Below are 19,138 nucleotides of genomic sequence, written 5' to 3' on the forward strand. Positions count from 1 at the left end.
AACAAGCTGAGATACTTCAGCATAATCACGTACATTACCTTGCTTGTCTCTATTCGCAGAACGCCACTGAGCTGCGGTGAACCCAAATAGCGCCAGATTAAGAACGTCAGCTTCAGAGGCGTATGCAAGAGATGTCGCTTTTTCACTTAGGCGTTCGGGAATAAGATTAGTTCTGATCGCATCGGTGTGTATGCGGTAGTTGATGCGGGCGAGGTTGCGTTTAATATCCCAACCGAGAGTTTCCCTTTCCTCTTCTTTTAACCGTTGAAACTCTTTAATTAAGTAGAGCTTGAACTCTACTGAAACCCAGGAAGCGAACTCGAAAGCAATATCTTTATGAGCGTAAGTTCCGCCGTAGCGACCGGCCTTTGAACTGATACCGATGGCGCCTGTCTTCTCTACCCACTGCTTAGGGCTTAGAGTGAAACTGTTTAATCCAGCTTGGTTTCTAAACCCGTCGAATTCGACGGGTTTGAAATTGGGGTTATTGAGGCGTTCCCAAATACCCAAGAATTCAAGAGTATTACGATTGCGAAGCCAGTTACGAATGATATCATCGGAGCCATCTTCGTTTTTATATCGAGCAATATCTGTCAAAGAGATGAAGTCTTCATCGTTGACTGTGCGGAGAGCGATTTCCCGATCTAAAACTTTTATCTTTCCCATTGAGCACCTCCCTGAGAAAAATCACCCATACAAGTGCTCACCAATTTCGTGGCGTTAAGAAAATGGTTCGCTTCCTCAAACCAGAACTCAACACCATCTTCGCGGTGAACAAAGTTCTCAAAGTTTCTATGAAGGCTTGTGATCAACTGTTTTTTCATTTTTCAATGTAGAAACGATATACCGTTTCCAAAAAGTAAGTTAAATATTTCACTTTTTGTAAATGGTATAACACGAAATTGAATTGAGTGAAATGATGATGAAATCGTTGGCTGACCCAGGCCATTAGTGCTTCCAAGAAGCGTGGCAAAATGCAAATTGTCGTTGGACTGCTTTGCGATTCTCATGGAGATCCTCTGTCTATTGAAGTTTTCCCCGGAAATACTGGAGACGCTTCGACCTTTTTTTCTCAAGTAAAAAAATTAGCTCATCGCTTTGGAGCAGAAAGCGTTACTTTGGTTGGCGACAGAGGAATGATTAAAGCTCCTCAGATTGCTGCCTTAAGTGAGCATGATTTTCACTACATTACGGCGATAACCAAGCCTCAAATTGAATCGTTGATCGTCCGCGGTGCTTTTCAGTATTCGTTCTTTGACGAGGATCTTTCCGAGGTAACTTATGAAACTGCTTTATTTTCAATTTGTGTCGAATGGCGGGGCGGACGGGACTTGAACCCGCGACCTCCAACGTGACAGGCTGGCGTTCTAACCAACTGAACTACCGCCCCGCATCATAGTAACTCGCAAGCATCTCTGTGTACCCCACCTTATGCACTTAAGGCAAGACCAAGAGGGAATCTCATTTTGGAAATGAGACGCGAAACAATGAGAAATTTGTGGTGGGCGGTGCAGGGCTTGAACCTGCGACCCTCGGCTTGTAAGGCCGATGCTCTCCCAGCTGAGCTAACCGCCCAATTAGACATTCTCAAACGCTACCTTATGAGGGCACTAAGGTTACCCAAATTGGGCAGAGATAGTCAACTCGTTTTTGTCTTTTTTTACGGGCGTGGTTTGGTCACGCCCGTAAAAAAATTCTTAGCCTCTTATCGAGCGCCGTTTCTATTGCGCGGATCGAATGGGCCAATACATGCGCCGTTTCCGCGTTCAAGGTATACATCTGGCTTGCCAGTTCTAGACTTAGCCTCTTCGGCCATCTTTGACCCATACCATAGCTTCCCGCATCCCCAACCAGAATACCATCGACCACCGTACTTGCCGCTGTATTCATAGAGGCCCATGGTAGTAAGTTCGCTGCCATCTGAAGCATATACGGATAAGCAACTGTCTCCAGGCTTGCTAGACGAAAAAAGCGCTGCCGGCCGGCCTTCGCGCGGATAACCGGAGTGATCCGAAGAAGGCTTCCAGAGGAATCCTTGTTTTACAGGAACAATCTGTTTGCAAACACTGCCCAGCTTGCCACTACTACTGCCGCCTCCTCCATTATTGTCAGTATTGTTGCCATCGCTGTCGTTAGCCTTCTGATCTGCGAGCAACATTCCTCGCCCATCCGGTCGCACTAAAGTGTCGCCTGTTAAGCCAAAGGAAATTAACGCGAGGTAATCTTGGAGCGCAAAGCGAACGAAATGCATATTTAGGCTTCCCGGAAGCTCTCTAGCAACGGCAATTTCCGCGTGCTGCGCTTGGGTAAAAAATCCCGTATATGGCGTATCAGTTGCTAAACCTAACAATAAACTGTGACTAATACCTAAGTCAGTATAATTGATATAGTGATTTAGAAAATGTGGATCTTTTCTGGATACGATAATGTCCGCCTTCCCATCTCCGCTAAAATCTGTAGGCGGAAGTGGAGTATCTGATGAAAAGCCCCAGGAAACAACTTTTGAGAACCCACCGCTAAGATCTCGTATGTACCAGGTAAAATAATTTCCCTCCTTTCGTGCTACCACTAGCTCGTCTACTCCGTCGCTCGTAAAATCGGCTGCAAAAATAGAGTCTCCCGCAATGCCCCACTGCAGTCCGTCATTGCCTCGCCCGTAAATATACCAGTAGAGAAGACCGTTTAAATTGCGAACTACAACCCGGTCAGTTCCACCAGAAATGCCGAATTTAGCTCCCAGAGGCGTGTCGTTAGCAAGCCCCCACTGGGTGACAGAGGCACTGCCGTCTAAAAGTCTTGAATACCAGTTCAGCAAACCATTTGTTTCGGTCCGAACTACTGTCGGCTCAAAACTTCCATCGGCGTTATAGTCGCCAGCTAGTAAAGTGTCGTTGCTTACGCCATTCGACAGACCGAAAAGCAACGGTTGACTTTCTGCTCCAGTCGCGTAGCGAATAAACCAGTGCCAATAGCCGTTAATAGACCTAGCAACGACGATGTCGGTCTTGCTATCAGCATCGTAGTCGCCTGGAACGGCTGCGCCACTTTGCGCAGGCTGAAGCAAGGAAAGCGCAGACAGGAAAAAAATTAAGCTAAGAGTTTTATTGTATTTCATCGTTCATGCCATAAGAGTTACTGCAGTTGTTGTTCTAATTAGTATACAATACGCACCAGCCAAGCCACCTCTAGCTTCAAGCAACAATAGGCGTACGCACAAAAGTTTGGTTAGCTTAATACAACTTAAACTATTATGCATTGGAAATATTCTTATTTGCCGCATGGTTTAGTGCTTGTTTTTGAAGGCAAGGTACTCGTGCTTAAAAATGCGCCAAAAAACTTCGACTGAACTTCCCCTTTTCCCAAATGTAGTGAACGGCCCCGTTGAACTGAGTAGAAAGTCGCGCAAACTTTTAGCTGGATATTCAGCCGAAATAATTTCAGGAACTACGATGCCATAACTACCTATGTAGTCTTCCTCTCCTCTAGGCGGTAATGGATCCGAGCCGGAAAGTATTTTTCGCCCCAACGATTCGCCCCGGCGCATGAGATTAGGTTTAGGCCATATTGTTGGGCGCAAAGTTGTATCCCCTAGAAAAAGTTTAGGAAAATCCTTTGAAGCAATGAGCGACCGAATTATTTCACCTCGTCTAAAAAACCATTTTCCAGGAGCCCAGTTGATAGCGCAAATGCCGTTAGCTTGCTGAACCTGCTGATATACTTCGCTAAAAGAAAGGCCATCTGCTAAACGCAAGTTAGAGGCGAGGGCCAATACCTCTATTCGCTCGCTAGTAACAATTTGCCTTCCCGCAACTATTATTAATTCCCTTCGCTCGCTCCCATGGCGTTCCTTGCTCATGAGTTCTAATCTAAGCGAACAGTTCTCTTTGGTAGGCCTTATTTTATACGTAGAGGGGGAATCGCCCTCGGGCAATTTGTTTATTAGCTCATCGAAGAAAAAACAGTCATGTCTTTCTGTTAAGCATAAAATTTTAGTCGTTTTCGAAGGAAGCTCCGCCGATACCCTGGCAGTTTCCAACTTAGTCCAGGCCATTTCTAAAGCCAGAGAAATGTCGTACGTGGGGTAAAAGTGAACGTGACAGTCGCAAATAGCCGACATTATTAATTTTTCCTATGCTCCATGGTTTTACTCACTTGAATATTGGCATAAAATCCACTATCATCCTTATAGTATTTTTTAAAAATAGCTAACATTTGTATTGTATTCATACGCCGCATAAACAATACTCTTGGCTTTTCCGTTTCGCCTATCGGCGAAGCGAGCTGTGCTAATCAGAAAAAACCAAAAAATTTTTCTACGTGGCACAACTGCTCAATTCCTGCAATTGCTTAGGGTTGATTATTATTATGAATCTGATTGCTTCGTCTATCCCCGTCGGTAGCAAGGTGCTGATAACTGGTGCAACTGGTTTTACAGGCCATGTGCTTGCAGAAAAACTTTGTGCAATGGGTTTAAGCGTTAACGCAATTGCGCGCGAGAGTTCTAAGTTGGATTCTTTGGCAGAGCTTCCCATTAAGTGGTATCGCGGGAATGTTTATGACGAAGCTCTCATTAAAGAGGCTATGTCAGAGGTAAATTATGTCTTTCATGTAGCAGCCGCCTTTCGCGAAGCAAAAATTGCTCAAGAAGAATATTCGCGCGTTCACGTTCTAAGCACAAAACTGCTGGCCGAGGAGGCTGTTAAACAAGAGTCATTTAGGCGTTTTGTTCATGTCTCAACTATGGGCGTACATGGGCATATTGAGAATCCGCCGGGCGACGAGAGTTCGCCCTATGCGCCAGGGGATGAATATCAACGCACAAAGCTTGAGGCGGAGGTTTGGTTAAGGGGTTTTGCAGAAAAAAATTCTTTGCCATTTACTATCATTCGGCCAACGGGAATCTTTGGTCCAGGTGATAAGAGATTGTTAAAAGTTTTTAAAATGGCGGCCTGGCCTTATTTCCCAATTCTCGGGAAGGGAAAGTGTCTATATCATCTCATTCATGTAGACGATTTGACTGATGCGATACTGCTAGCAGCTTTGAACGAAAAGGCGCTAGGAGAAGCAATAATCGTAGGTAACGAGCAATCTATTCCACTCGAAGACATCGTGCAAGTTGTGGCAAGTGAAATAGGTTCCCATCCTCGCGTTCTGAGGATTCCAGTTGGCCCATTTTTCGTCCTTGCAGATATTTGTGAAGCCTTGTGTAAGCCTTTTGGCATAGAGCCGCCTATATATCGTCGCCGCGTCGCCTTTTACACTAAGGATCGCTCCTTTTCTACGAAGAAAATGCAGAATGTTTTACAGTTTACGCCGAAGTTTTCTAACGAAGAAGGTTTGCGCGCTACTGCTCGTTGGTACGTAGCACAAGGTCTGTTGAGATCGAAAACTACACTGGCAGATGTACGAAAAGGGTGTCAGTCGCAAAATGAACAAGTAAGTGCTCAAATGAAAGACGGAGAAGAGAGGTTAAGGGGAAATGATAAACTCTATTAGTTTATTGGGGTCGTCTTCTGGCAGAAATGCTGGAGATGCTGCGCTGTTATCGGGAATTATGGATGAGGTCGATGCAGCTTGCAAGCGGCGCCTTCACTACGAGATTCCTACGAGCCGTCCAGCTTTTATCAGTGCTAACTATCAGAATGACGTTACTGCCGTGTCAATGCTTCCGTGGTGCGGGTCATTAAATATGTTAGGCATTCCCACTTTGCGTTCACTTAGGAGGTGCGAACTTTCCTTAATTTTTGATAATATTTTATTCGATCGCTCCTTGTATAATCCGCTTTTTAACTACATGTCGACGTTAAGAGTACTTTTACCGCAAGCCCTCAAGCGAGGGGCAAAAATGGCTTTTTATAATGTCGGCGTCGGGCCTTTTGACTGTAGTGCGGGGAAACGGATGGTAAGAGAATTAGCTGATATGGCTAGTTTTATAACGGTAAGAGACCAGGGTTCTCTAGAGACACTTCTCGATGTTGGAGTTTCCCGCGAACGCATGCTGTTAACCGCCGATGCTGCCCTTACCGTAAAATCTTCACCTAAGGAAAGATGCCAAAAGATAATTCGCAATTTGGGATTAGACCCGGAGAAGGAGATTTTGGCGGTAAATGTAAACAGGTATATCGATACTTGGGCACGTCCGAAGAGACCCTCTATGGGCGCTAAGAAATTTGTCGAGACGTATCAAAATGCACTTAGCAAAATCGCTAAGGAACTCGACGTGCAAATGCTATTTGTCACTACTCAGCATCACGACCGAGATATTACTAAGGCAGTAATGGAGGGAGTAAATTCATCTAAGCCGGTTTGCGAAATAAATAACGCCGACTATAGCCATTACGACGTAAAAGGGGTGCTTGGCCAAGTGTCTTTGTTGTTTGCAATGCGCCTCCACGCAATGATTCTTGCAACCTCAGAATTAACGCCTACGCTGGGGCTAGCTTATCAGCCAAAATGCAAATACTATTTCGATACGCTAAAACTTAGCGAACATATGCTTCCCTTTTCGCAGTTTAGCGAATCAGCTCTAGTAAGCCACGTAGTCGAGGGCTGGAGGGCTAGAAGCGAGATAAGAAAATGCCTTAACGCCGTAATTCCGGTTCTAAAGAACCATGCCCGCCGTGCAGCGGTATTGGTGAGTGCGTTAGAACATGAGCGCGAGTTTGCAAGTTTCTGGGAGTCGTTTCAGGAAAGTGCGCAGAAAGGAGTGGCTTGTGGTTAAAGTATGAGAGACGTTCTTCGCAGTGCGCCTAGAATTTTGTTTATTTCTCCTCAGCCGTTTATGGCTGATAGGGGGAGTCCTTTGCGGGTTAAAAATACCGTTGAGGTAATTACATCGTTTGGTTTTGAAGTAGATTTACTTAGCTACCCCTTAGGCAGTGACGTCTGTATCAACGGAGTTCGCATTTATCGCGGCTTTAAAATCCCATTAGTAAAAAAAGTTCCGATTGGGCCGTCTTTTCGCAAGTGTGCGCTCGACTTGGCATTATTTTTTAGGGCTATGTCGCTGCCGAGAAAGAATGCGTACGTGGCAATTCATGGCATTGAAGAGGCCGCGATTATTGCCGCTACTTTGGCAAGGAAACACGAGATCCCGTATTTCATGGATATGCATTCGGCTATGCGAGAGCAGCTTGAAAAATCGAGGTTTTATGGTTCGCCGCCAATAGTGCAGCGCTTTGATAAGATTGAAGCTTGGTGCATTCGCAATTCTTCTGGGGTAGTAACGGTAGCAGATGCAATGACCGAGCGCTCTCGTTCTATAGCGCCTAAAGTTCCCGCCTATACTGCAACGGATTTGCCATTTAGTTCCGAGGTTCCTCACACGAGCTATCTGGAAAGTAGGATACGTAGAGAACTAAATCTAGATGACGCGAAACTCATGCTCTATACCGGAAATCTCGCTTCTTATCAGGGCATTGAATTCTTGATCAGGGCCTTTGCCAATTATTGCTCGCGTCAGTCGGAAACCGCTTGTGATAAACAAAAAAAACGGGTTGTATTAGCCATTGTCGGTGGAGGCACAGAAGAGGAAAGGACTTTATTGTCGTATATGGCTCTAGCGCAAAAACTAGGAGTGGCCGACGATGTTCGCTTTCTTGGGTTTAAGCCATCTAGTGAGGTACCGCACTATTTGCAAGTTGCCGATATATTGGTTTCGCCTCGACTTAGCGGAAGTAATACGCCGCTAAAAATTTACAGCTATATGGCTGCTGAAAAGCCAATACTGGCGTCTAGGATATTGTCGCATACGCAAGTTCTTTCCGACGAATGTTCCTATCTCTTCGACCTCGATGAGGAGAGTTTTTGCGAAGCACTAACGCAGTCTCTGGACTCATCTGCGATAGCGTTTGCTCGCAGAAAACAGCTGATACAAAAAAGTAAGGAACTAGTAGAAACGCGATTTGGCTTTGCCAATTTTAGGCAAGCACTTTATGAGCTTTATAAGCCAATTATGCATCTAGTTGATGTCGAGGCTCTGTCCAGTTTTGATAATTCCCAGCAAGTGGCCTATGCCAGCGAAAGCTGACTAATGTGTGGTGTTTTCGGAAAAAAATTATCTTTTTTTTAAAGATGTGGATTGGCAGCCCTGGCTGAACCTTTGTGAGGGGCGCATAATAAAACAAATGGAACTTTCTGTAGCTTCAAATTTTGACGATGAGCTTATTCTAAGGCTTAAAGATTATCCCGTTGTGGAAGTTTATGGCAAGCTCACGTCGGATATAGTCGGCGGTGGGCGCTCGAGTTATATGCTAGCTCCGACTGACAGAAAGAAGCTAGCTAGGCATGTTGCTTTAGCGAAGCAGAATGGCATCGGCTTTAATTATCTCCTAAATGCTGCTTGCTTGGACAACATAGAAACGACTCGGCGTGGCCAAAAGGCTATTAGGGAATTATTAGATTGGGTTTCGTCAATAGAGGTTAGCGCGGTGACCCTTAGCAATCCATTGCTATTAAGGATTGTTAAGAAGAATTATCCGCAGCTTAATGTCAGGGTGTCGGTCTTTGCAAATGTCGACCATCCCCGCAAGGCAAAGTATTGGGAGGATTTGGGAGCAGATGTAATTTGTCTGGATTCTCTAACCGTAAACAGGGAGTTTAAGACGCTTAAGCAGCTTCGAAAAAGCGTTAGCTGTGAGCTCGAGCTATTGGCAAATAATAATTGCTTGCAGTCTTGTTCTCTTTCGCCCACGCATATGACTCTTCTGGCCCATAGCTCTCAATCAAAGCACGTAAACAAGGGGTTTGTAATCGATCACTGCTTACTCGAGTGCTCCAAGCTTAAGCTAAAAGATCCCGTCAATTACATTCGCTCGGATTGGATAAGGCCAGAAGACATTCATTGTTACGAGGAAATAGGATTTAAGCGATTCAAGTTAGTAGAGAGGAATTTGCCTACTGCGGTTATGGTCAATCGAGTAAAGGCCTATAGCGAGAGGAAGTACGAAGGAAATTTAATCGATTTAATTCAACCCTATGGGCATCAGCAGAAAAATGGCGCTACCACCGGTGCAGCCGGTGCGAGCAGTGGGAAGGATGAAGAGGTTTTTAGAGGTGGTGGCGCTAGTAAGAAAGCCTTGCTGTGGCGGCTAAAATTTCTGTTGCGGCCTTTTAAGGTAAACGTGTTCAAGCTAAATTCTATTCGCAAGTTAAGTGAGCGAAAGGGAATGCTCACGGCAATAAAAGGGGATGCGCCGGTATACATAGATAATCGCAGTTTAGATGGTTTTATCGATAGATTCTTAAAAGTCGGATGTAGAGATGTCGATTGCGAGCATTGCAGGTATTGTCACGACGTTGCTGGTAGAGCTGTAAAGATAGATTCGTCGTACAAAAGCGATTGTTTGGCGCTGCATGAGGCTATTGATAAGGATTTAGAGACTGGCAGTATGTGGAATTATGTAAAAAGTAACTGAGAGAGAAGAAAGAGAGGGGACGTGAATGTTAGAGCGCGTTAGAAGGTTGTTAATTGGCTTATTTGTGGTTTTTTGCTGGCCAGCAAATAGTTTTGGCGATGAGACTTTTTGGAACTTACCACAGGATTTAAGCGCTAAGAACACCAATATTACATTTGAGGTGGATACGACCTGGCATAAAGTTCATGGAGTAGCTGAGGCAGTTAATGGCAAGGTATGGTTAGAAGATTTGGGGAATTATTCCTCGGTTAGGGGAGAAGTAGTGATTCCGGTTGAGAAACTCGATACCGACAATGGGCCTCGCGACAAGAAGATGCGTAATGTAATGGCCGCTTCTACATATCCGCAGATTAAGTTTAGTTTAAGCTCCGTGGATGGTTTATGTCCGTTAGAGGTTTTAGAAAATCAAAAGCAGTGCGATTTAACATTGAAGGGTAAGCTTAGTATTAGAGATGTAGAGCAAGAGATGCTTATTCTGGGCTCTTTAAGCAAAGTTAACGGCAAATACCGCGTTAGTGGGAAGTTTGGCATTGATTGGAGTGCTTTTGGCGTGGAGGATCCCTCCATTATAATTGCGCGCGTTAAGCGGGATGTTGAGATAACTTTTCAGCTCGACTTATAATGCGCTAGCGGAATATTGCCAAATGGCTTTTATCCACACAATTGAAACATTAGTTCCAAAACATTGCTATTCTCAAGCAGAGGCCGAGGAAGCTATGATGCGTTTTACTCGCGATACAAAGGCGCATCGATACATTGGAGCCATTTATAAGGAATCTGGGATTCTAAAGCGATACAGCGTAGTTCCTAATTTTAACGCAATTGGCGATACGAGTTTTTTCCCCAAATGGGATAACGGCCTTCCCTCGGAGCCGTCTACAGGTGCTAGAAACGACATTTTTATTCGCGAGGCGGAACCATTGGCAGTCGATGTGGCAAGAGCGGCAGTGGATGGATGCCGTGGAATAGAGAGCGCAGATATTACGCATTTAATTACTGTGTCCTGTACGGGTTTTTATAATCCAGGTCTAGATATTGCAATTATGCGGGCGCTAAATTTGCGAGGCACTGTGTGGCGCTATCACTTAGGCTTCATGGGTTGTTATGGCGCGTTCCCGGCTATGAGCATGGCCGCACAATTTTGTGCCGCGGATAGCAGTGCAAGAGTGCTCGTCGTATGCGTGGAGCTCTGTTCGCTGCATCTGCAAATTTCTAGTGAGATGGATGTGTTGGTTGCTAATGCGGTTTTTGCCGATGGAGCTGCGGCAGCAATAATAAGTGCCGTGCCTCCGGTCTCGCCTGCTTTTTTTGAGCTCGGTGCTATTGCAAATGTGCTCGTACCAAATAGCGAAGGAGAGATGGCGTGGCGCATCGGCGATAATGGTTTCTCAATTCTCCTATCGAAATACGTTCCGCGCATCATTGGCGCAAACATTCGACCAGTTATAGCGAGTGCGCTAGGAGTAGATTGGCATGGAGTAGAATCAGTTGATACTTGGGCTGTGCATCCAGGCGGGAAGTCCATTCTCGACAAGGTAGAGGAGAGTTTAGGGCTCGTGTCCTCACAGATTGCCGCTTCCCGGGAAGTTTTGCGCCAATATGGCAATATGAGTAGTGCTACCATACTGTTTGTGCTTAAGGAGATTCTAGAAAGGCAGAGCGATTCTGAGCGAGAGGAGGTATGTGCTTTAGCGTTCGGGCCAGGGCTAACGGTGGCATGTGGAATGCTTACGGCTAGGAGAGAGCGTTAAATGGCTAGTAGGAGGGGTGTTAAGCATGAGCTGGGGACTCCTGAGGGAAAGAGGTTATATAACGAGCGGCATTTTAGCGAGGCTGCGTCGCGCTATGACATTGGCACAAAGCTTTTATCTTTGGGGCTAGACTCTTATTGGAAACGCACTTTAGTGAGTGCTTTGCCGTTACTTGCAGAGCCTATATGCATAGACCTAGCGTGCGGAACTGGCGACATTGCATTTCTCTTGGCTAAGAAATATCCACAGGGGCAGATTTTAGGCCTAGACATTACTCCGCGCATGCTAGAAGTTGCAAACAAGCGCAATAGTTTTAAGAACGTTAAATTCGAGCAACAAGATATTGGCGACCTAAAAGTTAAAAAGGGGACTGCTGACATTATTACGGCAAGTTATGCCATTCGCAATGCTCCGGATTTGGCTGAAACACTTCGCCAAATTCACAACATACTAAAGCCCGGCGGCACGGCAGCCTTTCTAGACTTCGCTAAGCCAGTCAATCGATGTTTGCAAGTAATGCAGTATTGGCTCTTAAGGTTTTGGGGGAGTTTATGGGGAATTATCCTCCACGGAGATCCCCAAATTCACGGATACATTTCAGACAGTCTTCCAGCATATCTCGATACGCGGGCGCTGGGAAAATTGCTAGAGCAGACTGGTTTTCAAGTTGTTAAGCGACGGCGATTTTTGTTGGGGATGATGGAGATGATAGTTTTGACGAAGTTCGGTGGGTCGTGAGCATTGGCGAACGGAAGACACATATTTTCTAAATCATTTACATGAAATGGCTATTCGTAGTTGATAATGGGCTACTAATTAGCTACTATCGGGTTGTATGAACTCATTCCAAGCTAAATTCTTGTCTGGCTTAGAGATTCCGGTGGGCACTTCTTGGCTGTTAGGAACCTGCATGGAGGCGCGAGGGAAGCAGGATCTTTGGCTTCAAACTAAAGCGGAAACACTCCAAGCGCTTCGCGAACTTGCCATTATTCAGTCTGCAGAATCATCTAACCGCATCGAGGGTGTTACGGTCGACAAAGAACGGCTAATGCCACTTCTGGCGGAAAGGACTGCGCCACGCGATCGTTCGGAAGAAGAGGTGTTTGGGTATCGTCGTGCTTTGGACTGGATTCACGCTAAGCATTCGTCAATTTCCATAGATGCAGATACAATCTGCCATCTGCATTACCTGTCCCAATCAGGCTTTTCTGGCGATGCTGGGGACTGGAAAAAAAGGAATAACGAGATCATCGAACTCTTGCCAAATGGAACGCGGGTTGTGCGCTTTGTTCCCGTATCTCCGGAAAATACGCCAGAAGCCATGCAGCAGCTCTGCTTGGGGTATCGACATGTCACCGAGCAGCAGCTATTGCCGGACTTGCTCGCTGTCGCATCCTTTGTGCTCGACTTTCTGTGCATTCATCCCTTTCGCGATGGCAATGGTCGAGTGTCGCGACTACTTACATTGCTTCTTCTCTGCCAGCACAACTATCTCGTCGGTAGCTTTGTTAGTCTAGAGCGAATTATCGAGGTTACAAAGGAAGGATATTACCAGGCTTTAAAGGATAGCTCCAAAAACTGGCACGAAGGGAATCACGAGGTTTCCTACTTTTGGAATTATTTTTTGGGCGTAGTAAGAGATGCTTATGGCGAGTTAGCAGAACGCGTAAAAGTTAGGGAGGGACAATCCCGTGGGAAAAGCGAGCTACTTAAACAAGTCATTTTAAGTCAGCGGGATACTTTTTCGCTGGCAGATATAAAAAGCCAAGTAGAAACGTCGAGCCCACAACTGATTAAGAAAGTTTTCGCAGAGCTTAAGAACTCGGGACTGCTTGAGCTAAGCGGCCAAGGGCGCGGCGCACGCTGGAAGGTTAGGCGTTCTTGAGTGTGGGTGGGGGGAGTCACCCGGAGTTTTTAACCTATGTTTATTTCTTATTGCCTCTTCTGGGACGCCAGAACATAAAAATGTTTGTACGTCCTTAGGGTTTCGTTAACATTCATTTTTTCAGCTGGGGACAAGCCCATCTGATCGACGGTCCTTTCTAGTAAGGTTATGACGGTGTTTACCTCATGCCCTAGTTGGGTATTATTATTCATAAAACGTTATTCCTTCCTCTCCCCCCACGTGCGAGATCATTTAAATGTGCAAATCAACAGCAGCACGTTCAGTCATCCTCCTATTTGAAGCTTTTTAAAGAGCGGCTTTGAATTGCTGTATGAAGTTTTAGCAAAAATTTAAACTGTTAGTATGAGTTATTACTATAGCCGCCTGTGCAATTGCAAGACTATGCTTATATTTATGAGGGTAGCTTTAGCAGTTACTCGTGATCCAATGTTTCGCTGTCTTTTTGCTCTAGTAGATGCTTATGGGGGTGGTTTTCTGGTAGTGGAATGAGAACTAGTGGAAGCAAGCCGTATTCTACGGGCAAAAAGTCGGGCCGTTCGTAGAGAAAATTGCTGACTAGCCAGTCGAGATCCGGATCGTCAATTTCGTGAGGGTAAAACGGCCTGCCCATAATCGCTTGCTCCTCATTCCATGAGAGTAAAACTGCTAGAGAAAGTTTCACATTTAATTGTTTATCGGCCTTTAGAAAGGGCGACTTGAGAGTTAAGCGTTATGGCAAAGGAAAGAGCGTTCAATGGGGCCACTGTGAATGTGTAACGAACGCAAACACTTATACCATTTGCAAAAAGGATTTTTGTAAATGGTATAAACAGCAAGTGCGTAAGCACTTGCGAATAAACAACAAATACCGTTTCCAAAAAGTAAAATATTTAACTTACTTTTTGGAAACGGTATAGCCTTTGCAAAATGCAGATCTAGTATTGCAGCGCATGAAAAAAAAGCAGTCTTGTTGGCGACTTAAATCGACTGAGGTTTTTTTGTGGCTTTGCCTGCCGTCGTCTTTGTTTGCATCGTTGCTGAGGAAGTCGTAATAGAAGGGACTTTCGCATTTGCATAGAGGCGGCCGGCCACGAAAACGCCACATGCTATAACAAAGGCTACTATTATTAGAATGCCTGCTCGGCGCAGTCCATCTTGGTGACGAGATGAAGTGATATTTGCTTTTACGTAATGCTCGGCGACCTGATCGGGCGTAATTTTAGAACCTAACACGCGCAAGAGAGAACTGGAGGATGATTTAGTAAAAGAAGGCTTGCGCGAAGTATTAGGTTCAATAGCGGGATGGGAAGCTGAGGTAGCGTCCTCAGAGGCCTCCTCAGTTGCCGAAAATGCGGGCTTGTTAGGCGATGACGTCCTTATGATCGATGAAGCTGACGCGATCGTCGCTTCGTTCGGAGCGGTCTCAGTATTGGGCTTTTCTTTAGTTACAGCGATGCGTCCCAAATCGGCCAGAATTTCCTTAGCACTTTGATAGCGCTCGGCTGGGTGTCTCGCAAGAGCCTTCATGACTAGATTGCTTAACTCAATAGGGCAAGAGCTTCGAATCTCATGTGGAGATTTGGGCACATGAGAGGTCTTAAGCTTCATCGTTTCAAAAGGCGAGCTTCCCTCAAAAGGAAGACTAGAGGTGATTAACTCGTAAGCAATGACCCCAAAAGCATAAATGTCGCAAGACTGAGCAACAATGCCATCCTGTAAATACTCAGGACTCAAATACTCTATAGTGCCCACAATGCAACCGCTTTTGCCAGACGGTGTAACTTCTCTCGAAATGCTAAAGTTTGCGATCTTTACATGCATGTTTTCGTCGAGCAATATGTTTTCTGGCTTTAAGTCGCGGTGAATAATGCCCACCTGATGTATCGCAGCTAATCCAGCGCATAGCTGACGCAATATGCTAACTATTAAATCGAGCTCCAAAGGACGGCGGGGATTAATCACCGTAGCTAGATTCCCCCCTGGCACATACTCCATAGTGTATGCGAGCAAGCCGTTTTTATTTATATATTCGTAGGACTGGACGACGTTGGGATGGTCTACAGAATAGAGGCCCGCTATCTCAGTCCTAAAATGCCGCGCAAGATCCGCATCGAGGTTTTGCGTCTCAAGAACCTTCATTAGGACAAGAGCATCTTTATTTTCAAGGCGGTGGCATAAGTATATCTGTCCCGTAGACGAACTGTAAACGGGCCTAACTACCTGATACGAATCTGCTATAATATAACCCGGCTCAAAGGAAGCCGAGGTGCTCTTGCTCTTAGGTAAATCCAAAAAAATAAAACCCTTGATACTTCAGTAATTACTGCCAAATCTGGCCAAAACGAAACCCTCTATATCGCTCGTGAAGACAATTTTCCTTTGACCAGCTGTCTATATATTACACCATTTCACTTAACGCCGGCGAGATGATGACAACAATTTGTCATATAGGTCAACCGGCCAGGCGCAAGGAGGCGACAACATATCATTAATTATCGTATAAGCTCTCAAGTTAGTTTAATAATTTTAAACGGCCATCTCAGCGAGTCCGATCCAGGACGCCATTGATCCCACTTCCAGATGAGCCAAGATACCTGCCTAATACACGAATTCCTAGTTTTTTCATGCGAGAGTTATCTTGCTAAATCCTTGAAGTTCTAAGCCTAGTTTTTTGTCATGTATTTTGCTTTGACGTAATAGCTAAAAGTTTCAGGTATTAGTGACGATGTAATAATCTGACTATTGTTAGCCAAATATTACTACTTAGGTTCTGATTAGGTTATATTGTGCGACACTTATTGCGGATTTTTCAAGTTTTGGTTTTTCTCGGCATTGTTTTCCCTAGAGTTGCCCATGCGGAGTCGGAGGCGAGCGTCCAAACACCACCGGCTGGAATTGTGGTGTCGCGAACTGATGAACTCGAAGGTCTATATAACCAGGCTATAGAATTTTTTCATGCAGGAGAATTTGCGCACGGCGCTGATGCGTTAGATAGGCTAACGATGCGGGCGAGTTCCTTTGGTTATTTTAACTTGCCATCATACTCTCTGCGACTAATAGAGTACGCTAAAAATTTTGCCTCGCGGTCTAAGAACGAAGAGGCAGCGTTCTTGCTGCGCCGTGCGACAGAGTTATCGCCCCATAGTGCCAGAGTATGGTATTCGGCCGCAATGCTTAGTGACGCAATTGGATATTGGGAGTCTCTCAAAAACCTAGGAACGGCCATTTCAGTTATGCATTTATCGCCTGGTTTTGTACTCGCCATAGTAGGTAGTATGCTTATAGTCGTGCTGGTAGCGAGCACGTTATCGCTCATTGCTCTAGCAGTTATACAGTTTATATGTAACGGTAAGTTGATCCTGACGACAATGGCAAACATTGCGCCCTTGCGCCTGCGCGGCATCGCTGGTCCACTGTTGTTTGCTTTGGTGTTGTTGGGGCCATTGGCGTTTGGCATACTTGGCATGCTCGTCGTATGGTGCCTAGTGCTTAGCCGATACGTAAAAGGATGTAAGCTACTAGGCGTTTTTGCTGGCTTGCTTTGCGTCGCCTGGGCTCTATCCATCTCCATTATCGATACTCTTTCGGCACAGCTAGCGTCTCCCGTAAACTCCGCAATTGAGTACTCCAACTCAAAGAGCCTTGATTCAGAGGCGCCAGCACTTTTGGCGCAGGAAATTAAAGCTAATCCAGTCGATAGTTTGGTCATATTTGCCATGGGCCAAATAGCTTTAGCTGATGGAAATTTGTCGCAAGCAGAGTTTTACTTTAATGAGGTGCTTAAGATTGAGCGAAGCGAAGCAGGTCTGCAAGATATTATCGCTAATGCGCTAATAAACCTAGGCGTTGCAAAATTCCTTGCAGGCGACTTTGAAAACGCAAAGAAATACTTTGAAGAGGCAAAAGAATCCGGAATCAACGCCATTGAACTGACCTACAATCTCGCACAGGCGCATCTCGGTTTACTAGATACTGTAGGCTATAGAACATACTACACTCAAGCGCTCAGCATGGACAGCGAATGGGTCAATCGTTATGAGCAGTTGTTCTCGACGTCTCGCAATGAGACTCCCCTGGCGGTATCTATTAGTGCACCGCTTTACATGAGCTACGCTCGCTACTTTACTGCCGTGCCGTTCTCAATTTCGGGAATCCCGTCTACTGCTAAGCGCAAGATCCGAAACGACGTCGCAGCAGCCCTGCTTAATAATGGATCGATAAACATCGCGTTACTGTGCGGATTCGCTACAGTTCTGTTGGGGCTACTAAACTGCAGAAAGGGCAGGAGACATAGCGACCGCGTTTTATATCCACTATCAGAGAGGTCGAAAATGTGGTGCTGTTTGCCAATGGGGCCAGTGTTATCTTCCCCGCATCCAGGTGTGGGGATGTTGCTAGTAATTTTTGTCGTATCGCTAGTTTTGTTTGCATTGGGGCAACCAGTTCGATTTATTAGCGATTCGGCAGTGCCGTCGCTGGTAAAAAACGCCATGCTAGGAATTAGTCTAATTATGGTCGGCTTTTTAGCCTTGGTGTCGCTACTTAGAGCAAAGACTGAATATGTCAGCCAATAGTGAAATGTGTTTTTGTCTAACGAAATGAGGTAAGAGCGTGCTTTCGGGAGTGCTAACGCAGGATAGTCTGACTCAAGCTTTGAGAACCCTCTCGCAAAAGAGGCGCCATGGCATTTTGGAAATTTCCGCCATGTCTCATCAAATAGAGATTGCTTTTCAAAATGGCAAGATCATTGAAACCAAGTTTGCAGAGAGCCCACTGGTAGATGCGGTGTGTGATAAGCTGATGTCGGCGGAAAAAATATCGCCCAGAGAAAGGGATGCTCTAGTCGAGGCGGGACTAGAAATGCAGTCTCTATACGAGCAACTAGTAGATGCGGAACTAGTTACTGAGGACGAGTTCTTGCGCGCTAAGCACTCTGTCGAAAAAGATATACTCTATTCCCTGCGCGACGCAGATAGCGGATTTTTCCAATTCAAATCAAAGATTGTAACGGCCGATCCAAAATTATGCATGTCCCTATCGCCTGGGCAGTTGTTGTTGGATATGATGGAGTTGGACGCAAGCGAAAAGCGCTTTAAAGAAAAGTTCGGAGGAGTGGATTCTGTAGATATCGGCGTTAAGCGGCTTAGCCCCTCATGTGGCGATGGTTCGCTCGACGAGCGCCGAGTATGGGACAGCGTGGACAGTGTTAGGTGTATTCAAAAAATTTACGATTTCACTTTACTTAGCACGTTTGAGCTTCAGGAGGCCCTGCTAGCTCTATACGACAAACACCTAATCGATATCACTCACTGTGAGGCTAAAACTAATGGCCATGTAAAAAGCGCTAACGGCGCGCGGGAGGAGGGGGTTCAGAGTAAAAGCCTGCGCGGCAAGCTGGTAAGCGATGAAGAACTTGATAGCATTGACGCGTTAATAGATGAAGCTGCCGACATGCTGTCTACTGTTGGGCCACAAGAGGATAGTGGTGATGCTGACGAGGCGTTACATGATAGTATGCTCGAGGAAGCGGAACTGCCAACCACCGTGAATTCCTCATCGTTAGGTGATAATCAGTATGGCGGGCCGGGCGATATGAGCTCTGCGGTTTATTCAGTAGATGAGGATGCTAGGGATGAACTTTATGAGGAGCCTGGCGCGGAGCCGGAGCTAAATAGTGAAGAGGAAGCTGATCGAGGTGTAAGGAGGCTCGTCGAGGGTGATGTAGATAGCAAATCTCCTAGGCTTGGCGCTGCTTCCTCAATTTATCGCATGCCATTTGAGGCTAATGTATTTTTCTTTCAGGATAGAGTTATTGAATTGTGTTTGGTCTGCGTTATTCTAGCCTTTTGTGCAATTTTAAGTTGGCTATTTCCAGCAATGCTGCAAACTTGGTTTGATGCAATTCGGGCGCTCGTATCGGCAAAGGGTGGTGGAATTTAGCGGTGCTCCTTATGTTCGCATTATACCATTTACAAAAAGGATTTTTGTAAATGGTATAAACAGCAAGTGCGTAAGCACTTGCCAATAAACAACAAATACCGTTTCCAAAAAGTAAAATATTTAACTTACTTTTTGGAAACGGTATA

At 45.5% G+C, this 19,138-nt stretch carries 17 protein-coding genes and 2 tRNA genes; 11 read left to right on the forward strand and 8 right to left on the reverse strand.

Annotated elements, in window-relative coordinates; all coding sequences use genetic code 11:
• A partial coding sequence (locus tag IT291_02185; GenBank protein ID MCC6220030.1) for a KilA-N domain-containing protein occupies positions 1 to 666 on the reverse strand: 666 nt, incomplete at its 3' end.
• Positions 667 to 974: 308 nt separating this feature from the next.
• On the opposite strand from IT291_02185, the gene IT291_02190 reads away from it, so the two are divergent.
• Positions 975 to 1,355 (forward strand): transposase, encoded by a 381-nt coding sequence (locus IT291_02190; GenBank protein MCC6220031.1) that lies wholly within the window; start codon positions 975 to 977, stop codon positions 1,353 to 1,355.
• Here the strand turns inward: IT291_02190 and IT291_02195 are convergent.
• The 4 genes from IT291_02195 to IT291_02210 all read right to left on the reverse strand — a co-directional run bounded on the left by IT291_02195 (position 1,314) and on the right by IT291_02210 (position 4,117).
• Positions 1,314 to 1,390 (reverse strand) — tRNA-Asp (locus IT291_02195). The two genes, IT291_02190 and IT291_02195, sit on opposite strands and share 42 nt — an antisense overlap.
• 109 nt (positions 1,391 to 1,499) lie before the next feature.
• Positions 1,500 to 1,575 (reverse strand) — tRNA-Val (locus IT291_02200).
• Between the two features lie 130 nt (positions 1,576 to 1,705).
• Positions 1,706 to 3,115, reverse strand: a complete 1,410-nt coding sequence (locus IT291_02205; GenBank protein MCC6220032.1) for a VCBS repeat-containing protein — start codon at positions 3,113 to 3,115, stop codon at positions 1,706 to 1,708.
• Positions 3,116 to 3,283: 168 nt separating this feature from the next.
• Positions 3,284 to 4,117 (reverse strand): hypothetical protein, encoded by an 834-nt coding sequence (locus IT291_02210; protein MCC6220033.1) that lies wholly within the window; start codon positions 4,115 to 4,117, stop codon positions 3,284 to 3,286.
• 248 nt (positions 4,118 to 4,365) lie between these two features.
• On the opposite strand from IT291_02210, the gene IT291_02215 reads away from it, so the two are divergent.
• The 8 genes from IT291_02215 (at position 4,366) to IT291_02250 (ending at position 13,052) form a co-directional block, all read left to right on the forward strand.
• On the forward strand, positions 4,366 to 5,496 hold the full coding sequence (locus tag IT291_02215; protein ID MCC6220034.1) for an NAD(P)-dependent oxidoreductase: 1,131 nt from the start codon (positions 4,366 to 4,368) through the stop codon (positions 5,494 to 5,496).
• A complete protein-coding gene (locus IT291_02220) occupies positions 5,480 to 6,721 on the forward strand; it encodes a polysaccharide pyruvyl transferase family protein (protein ID MCC6220035.1) in 1,242 nt (413 codons plus the stop codon). Before IT291_02215 ends, IT291_02220 begins: the two co-directional genes overlap by 17 nt.
• A 3-nt stretch (positions 6,722 to 6,724) precedes the next feature.
• Positions 6,725 to 8,029: a glycosyltransferase gene (locus IT291_02225; protein MCC6220036.1), complete on the forward strand. Its 1,305-nt coding sequence runs from the start codon at positions 6,725 to 6,727 to the stop codon at positions 8,027 to 8,029.
• 97 nt (positions 8,030 to 8,126) lie between these two features.
• Entirely contained in the window at positions 8,127 to 9,416 is a 1,290-nt protein-coding gene (locus tag IT291_02230; GenBank protein MCC6220037.1) for a U32 family peptidase, read from the forward strand.
• Positions 9,417 to 9,441: 25 nt separating this feature from the next.
• A complete protein-coding gene (locus tag IT291_02235; GenBank protein MCC6220038.1) occupies positions 9,442 to 10,038 on the forward strand; it encodes a YceI family protein in 597 nt (198 codons plus the stop codon).
• A gap of 22 nt (positions 10,039 to 10,060) precedes the next feature.
• Positions 10,061 to 11,167: a type III polyketide synthase gene (locus IT291_02240; protein ID MCC6220039.1), complete on the forward strand. Its 1,107-nt coding sequence runs from the start codon at positions 10,061 to 10,063 to the stop codon at positions 11,165 to 11,167.
• On the forward strand, positions 11,168 to 11,905 hold the full coding sequence (locus IT291_02245; GenBank protein MCC6220040.1) for a class I SAM-dependent methyltransferase: 738 nt from the start codon (positions 11,168 to 11,170) through the stop codon (positions 11,903 to 11,905).
• A 97-nt stretch (positions 11,906 to 12,002) separates the two neighbouring features.
• Positions 12,003 to 13,052, forward strand: coding sequence for a Fic family protein (locus tag IT291_02250; protein MCC6220041.1), 1,050 nt, complete (start codon positions 12,003 to 12,005; stop codon positions 13,050 to 13,052).
• 47 nt (positions 13,053 to 13,099) lie between these two features.
• Here IT291_02250 and IT291_02255 read toward each other — a convergent pair whose 3' ends face one another.
• From IT291_02255 to IT291_02265, 3 genes are all read right to left on the reverse strand, one after another.
• The gene (locus IT291_02255; protein ID MCC6220042.1) at positions 13,100 to 13,264 is read right to left on the reverse strand and encodes a hypothetical protein; all 165 of its coding nucleotides are present in this window, start codon (positions 13,262 to 13,264) and stop codon (positions 13,100 to 13,102) included.
• 221 nt (positions 13,265 to 13,485) lie between these two features.
• A complete protein-coding gene (locus tag IT291_02260) occupies positions 13,486 to 13,683 on the reverse strand; it encodes a hypothetical protein (protein MCC6220043.1) in 198 nt (65 codons plus the stop codon).
• Positions 13,684 to 14,030: 347 nt separating this feature from the next.
• The gene (locus tag IT291_02265) at positions 14,031 to 15,344 is read right to left on the reverse strand and encodes a serine/threonine protein kinase (GenBank protein ID MCC6220044.1); all 1,314 of its coding nucleotides are present in this window, start codon (positions 15,342 to 15,344) and stop codon (positions 14,031 to 14,033) included.
• 494 nt (positions 15,345 to 15,838) lie between these two features.
• On the opposite strand from IT291_02265, the gene IT291_02270 reads away from it, so the two are divergent.
• On the forward strand, positions 15,839 to 17,626 hold the full coding sequence (locus tag IT291_02270; GenBank protein MCC6220045.1) for a tetratricopeptide repeat protein: 1,788 nt from the start codon (positions 15,839 to 15,841) through the stop codon (positions 17,624 to 17,626).
• Between the two features lie 37 nt (positions 17,627 to 17,663).
• Entirely contained in the window at positions 17,664 to 18,992 is a 1,329-nt protein-coding gene (locus tag IT291_02275; protein MCC6220046.1) for a DUF4388 domain-containing protein, read from the forward strand.
• Positions 18,993 to 19,138: the final 146 nt, after the last annotated feature.

Source organism: Deltaproteobacteria bacterium (assembly GCA_020845775.1).
Taxonomy (GTDB): Bacteria; Bdellovibrionota_C; UBA2361; order SZUA-149; family JADLFC01; genus JADLFC01.

Excerpts from the sequence above, each read along its gene's own strand:
- IT291_02190 (MCC6220031.1), top strand. The coding sequence starts at position 975 with ATGCAAATTGTCGTTGGACTGCTTTGCGATTCTCATGGAGATCCTCTG.
- IT291_02205 (MCC6220032.1), bottom strand. The coding sequence starts at position 3,115 with ATGAAATACAATAAAACTCTTAGCTTAATTTTTTTCCTGTCTGCGCTT.
- IT291_02210 (MCC6220033.1), bottom strand. The coding sequence starts at position 4,117 with ATGTCGGCTATTTGCGACTGTCACGTTCACTTTTACCCCACGTACGAC.
- IT291_02215 (MCC6220034.1), top strand. The coding sequence starts at position 4,366 with ATGAATCTGATTGCTTCGTCTATCCCCGTCGGTAGCAAGGTGCTGATA.
- IT291_02220 (MCC6220035.1), top strand. The coding sequence starts at position 5,480 with ATGATAAACTCTATTAGTTTATTGGGGTCGTCTTCTGGCAGAAATGCT.
- IT291_02225 (MCC6220036.1), top strand. The coding sequence starts at position 6,725 with ATGAGAGACGTTCTTCGCAGTGCGCCTAGAATTTTGTTTATTTCTCCT.
- IT291_02230 (MCC6220037.1), top strand. The coding sequence starts at position 8,127 with ATGGAACTTTCTGTAGCTTCAAATTTTGACGATGAGCTTATTCTAAGG.
- IT291_02235 (MCC6220038.1), top strand. The coding sequence starts at position 9,442 with ATGTTAGAGCGCGTTAGAAGGTTGTTAATTGGCTTATTTGTGGTTTTT.
- IT291_02240 (MCC6220039.1), top strand. The coding sequence starts at position 10,061 with ATGGCTTTTATCCACACAATTGAAACATTAGTTCCAAAACATTGCTAT.
- IT291_02245 (MCC6220040.1), top strand. The coding sequence starts at position 11,168 with ATGGCTAGTAGGAGGGGTGTTAAGCATGAGCTGGGGACTCCTGAGGGA.
- IT291_02250 (MCC6220041.1), top strand. The coding sequence starts at position 12,003 with ATGAACTCATTCCAAGCTAAATTCTTGTCTGGCTTAGAGATTCCGGTG.
- IT291_02255 (MCC6220042.1), bottom strand. The coding sequence starts at position 13,264 with ATGAATAATAATACCCAACTAGGGCATGAGGTAAACACCGTCATAACC.
- IT291_02260 (MCC6220043.1), bottom strand. The coding sequence starts at position 13,683 with ATGGGCAGGCCGTTTTACCCTCACGAAATTGACGATCCGGATCTCGAC.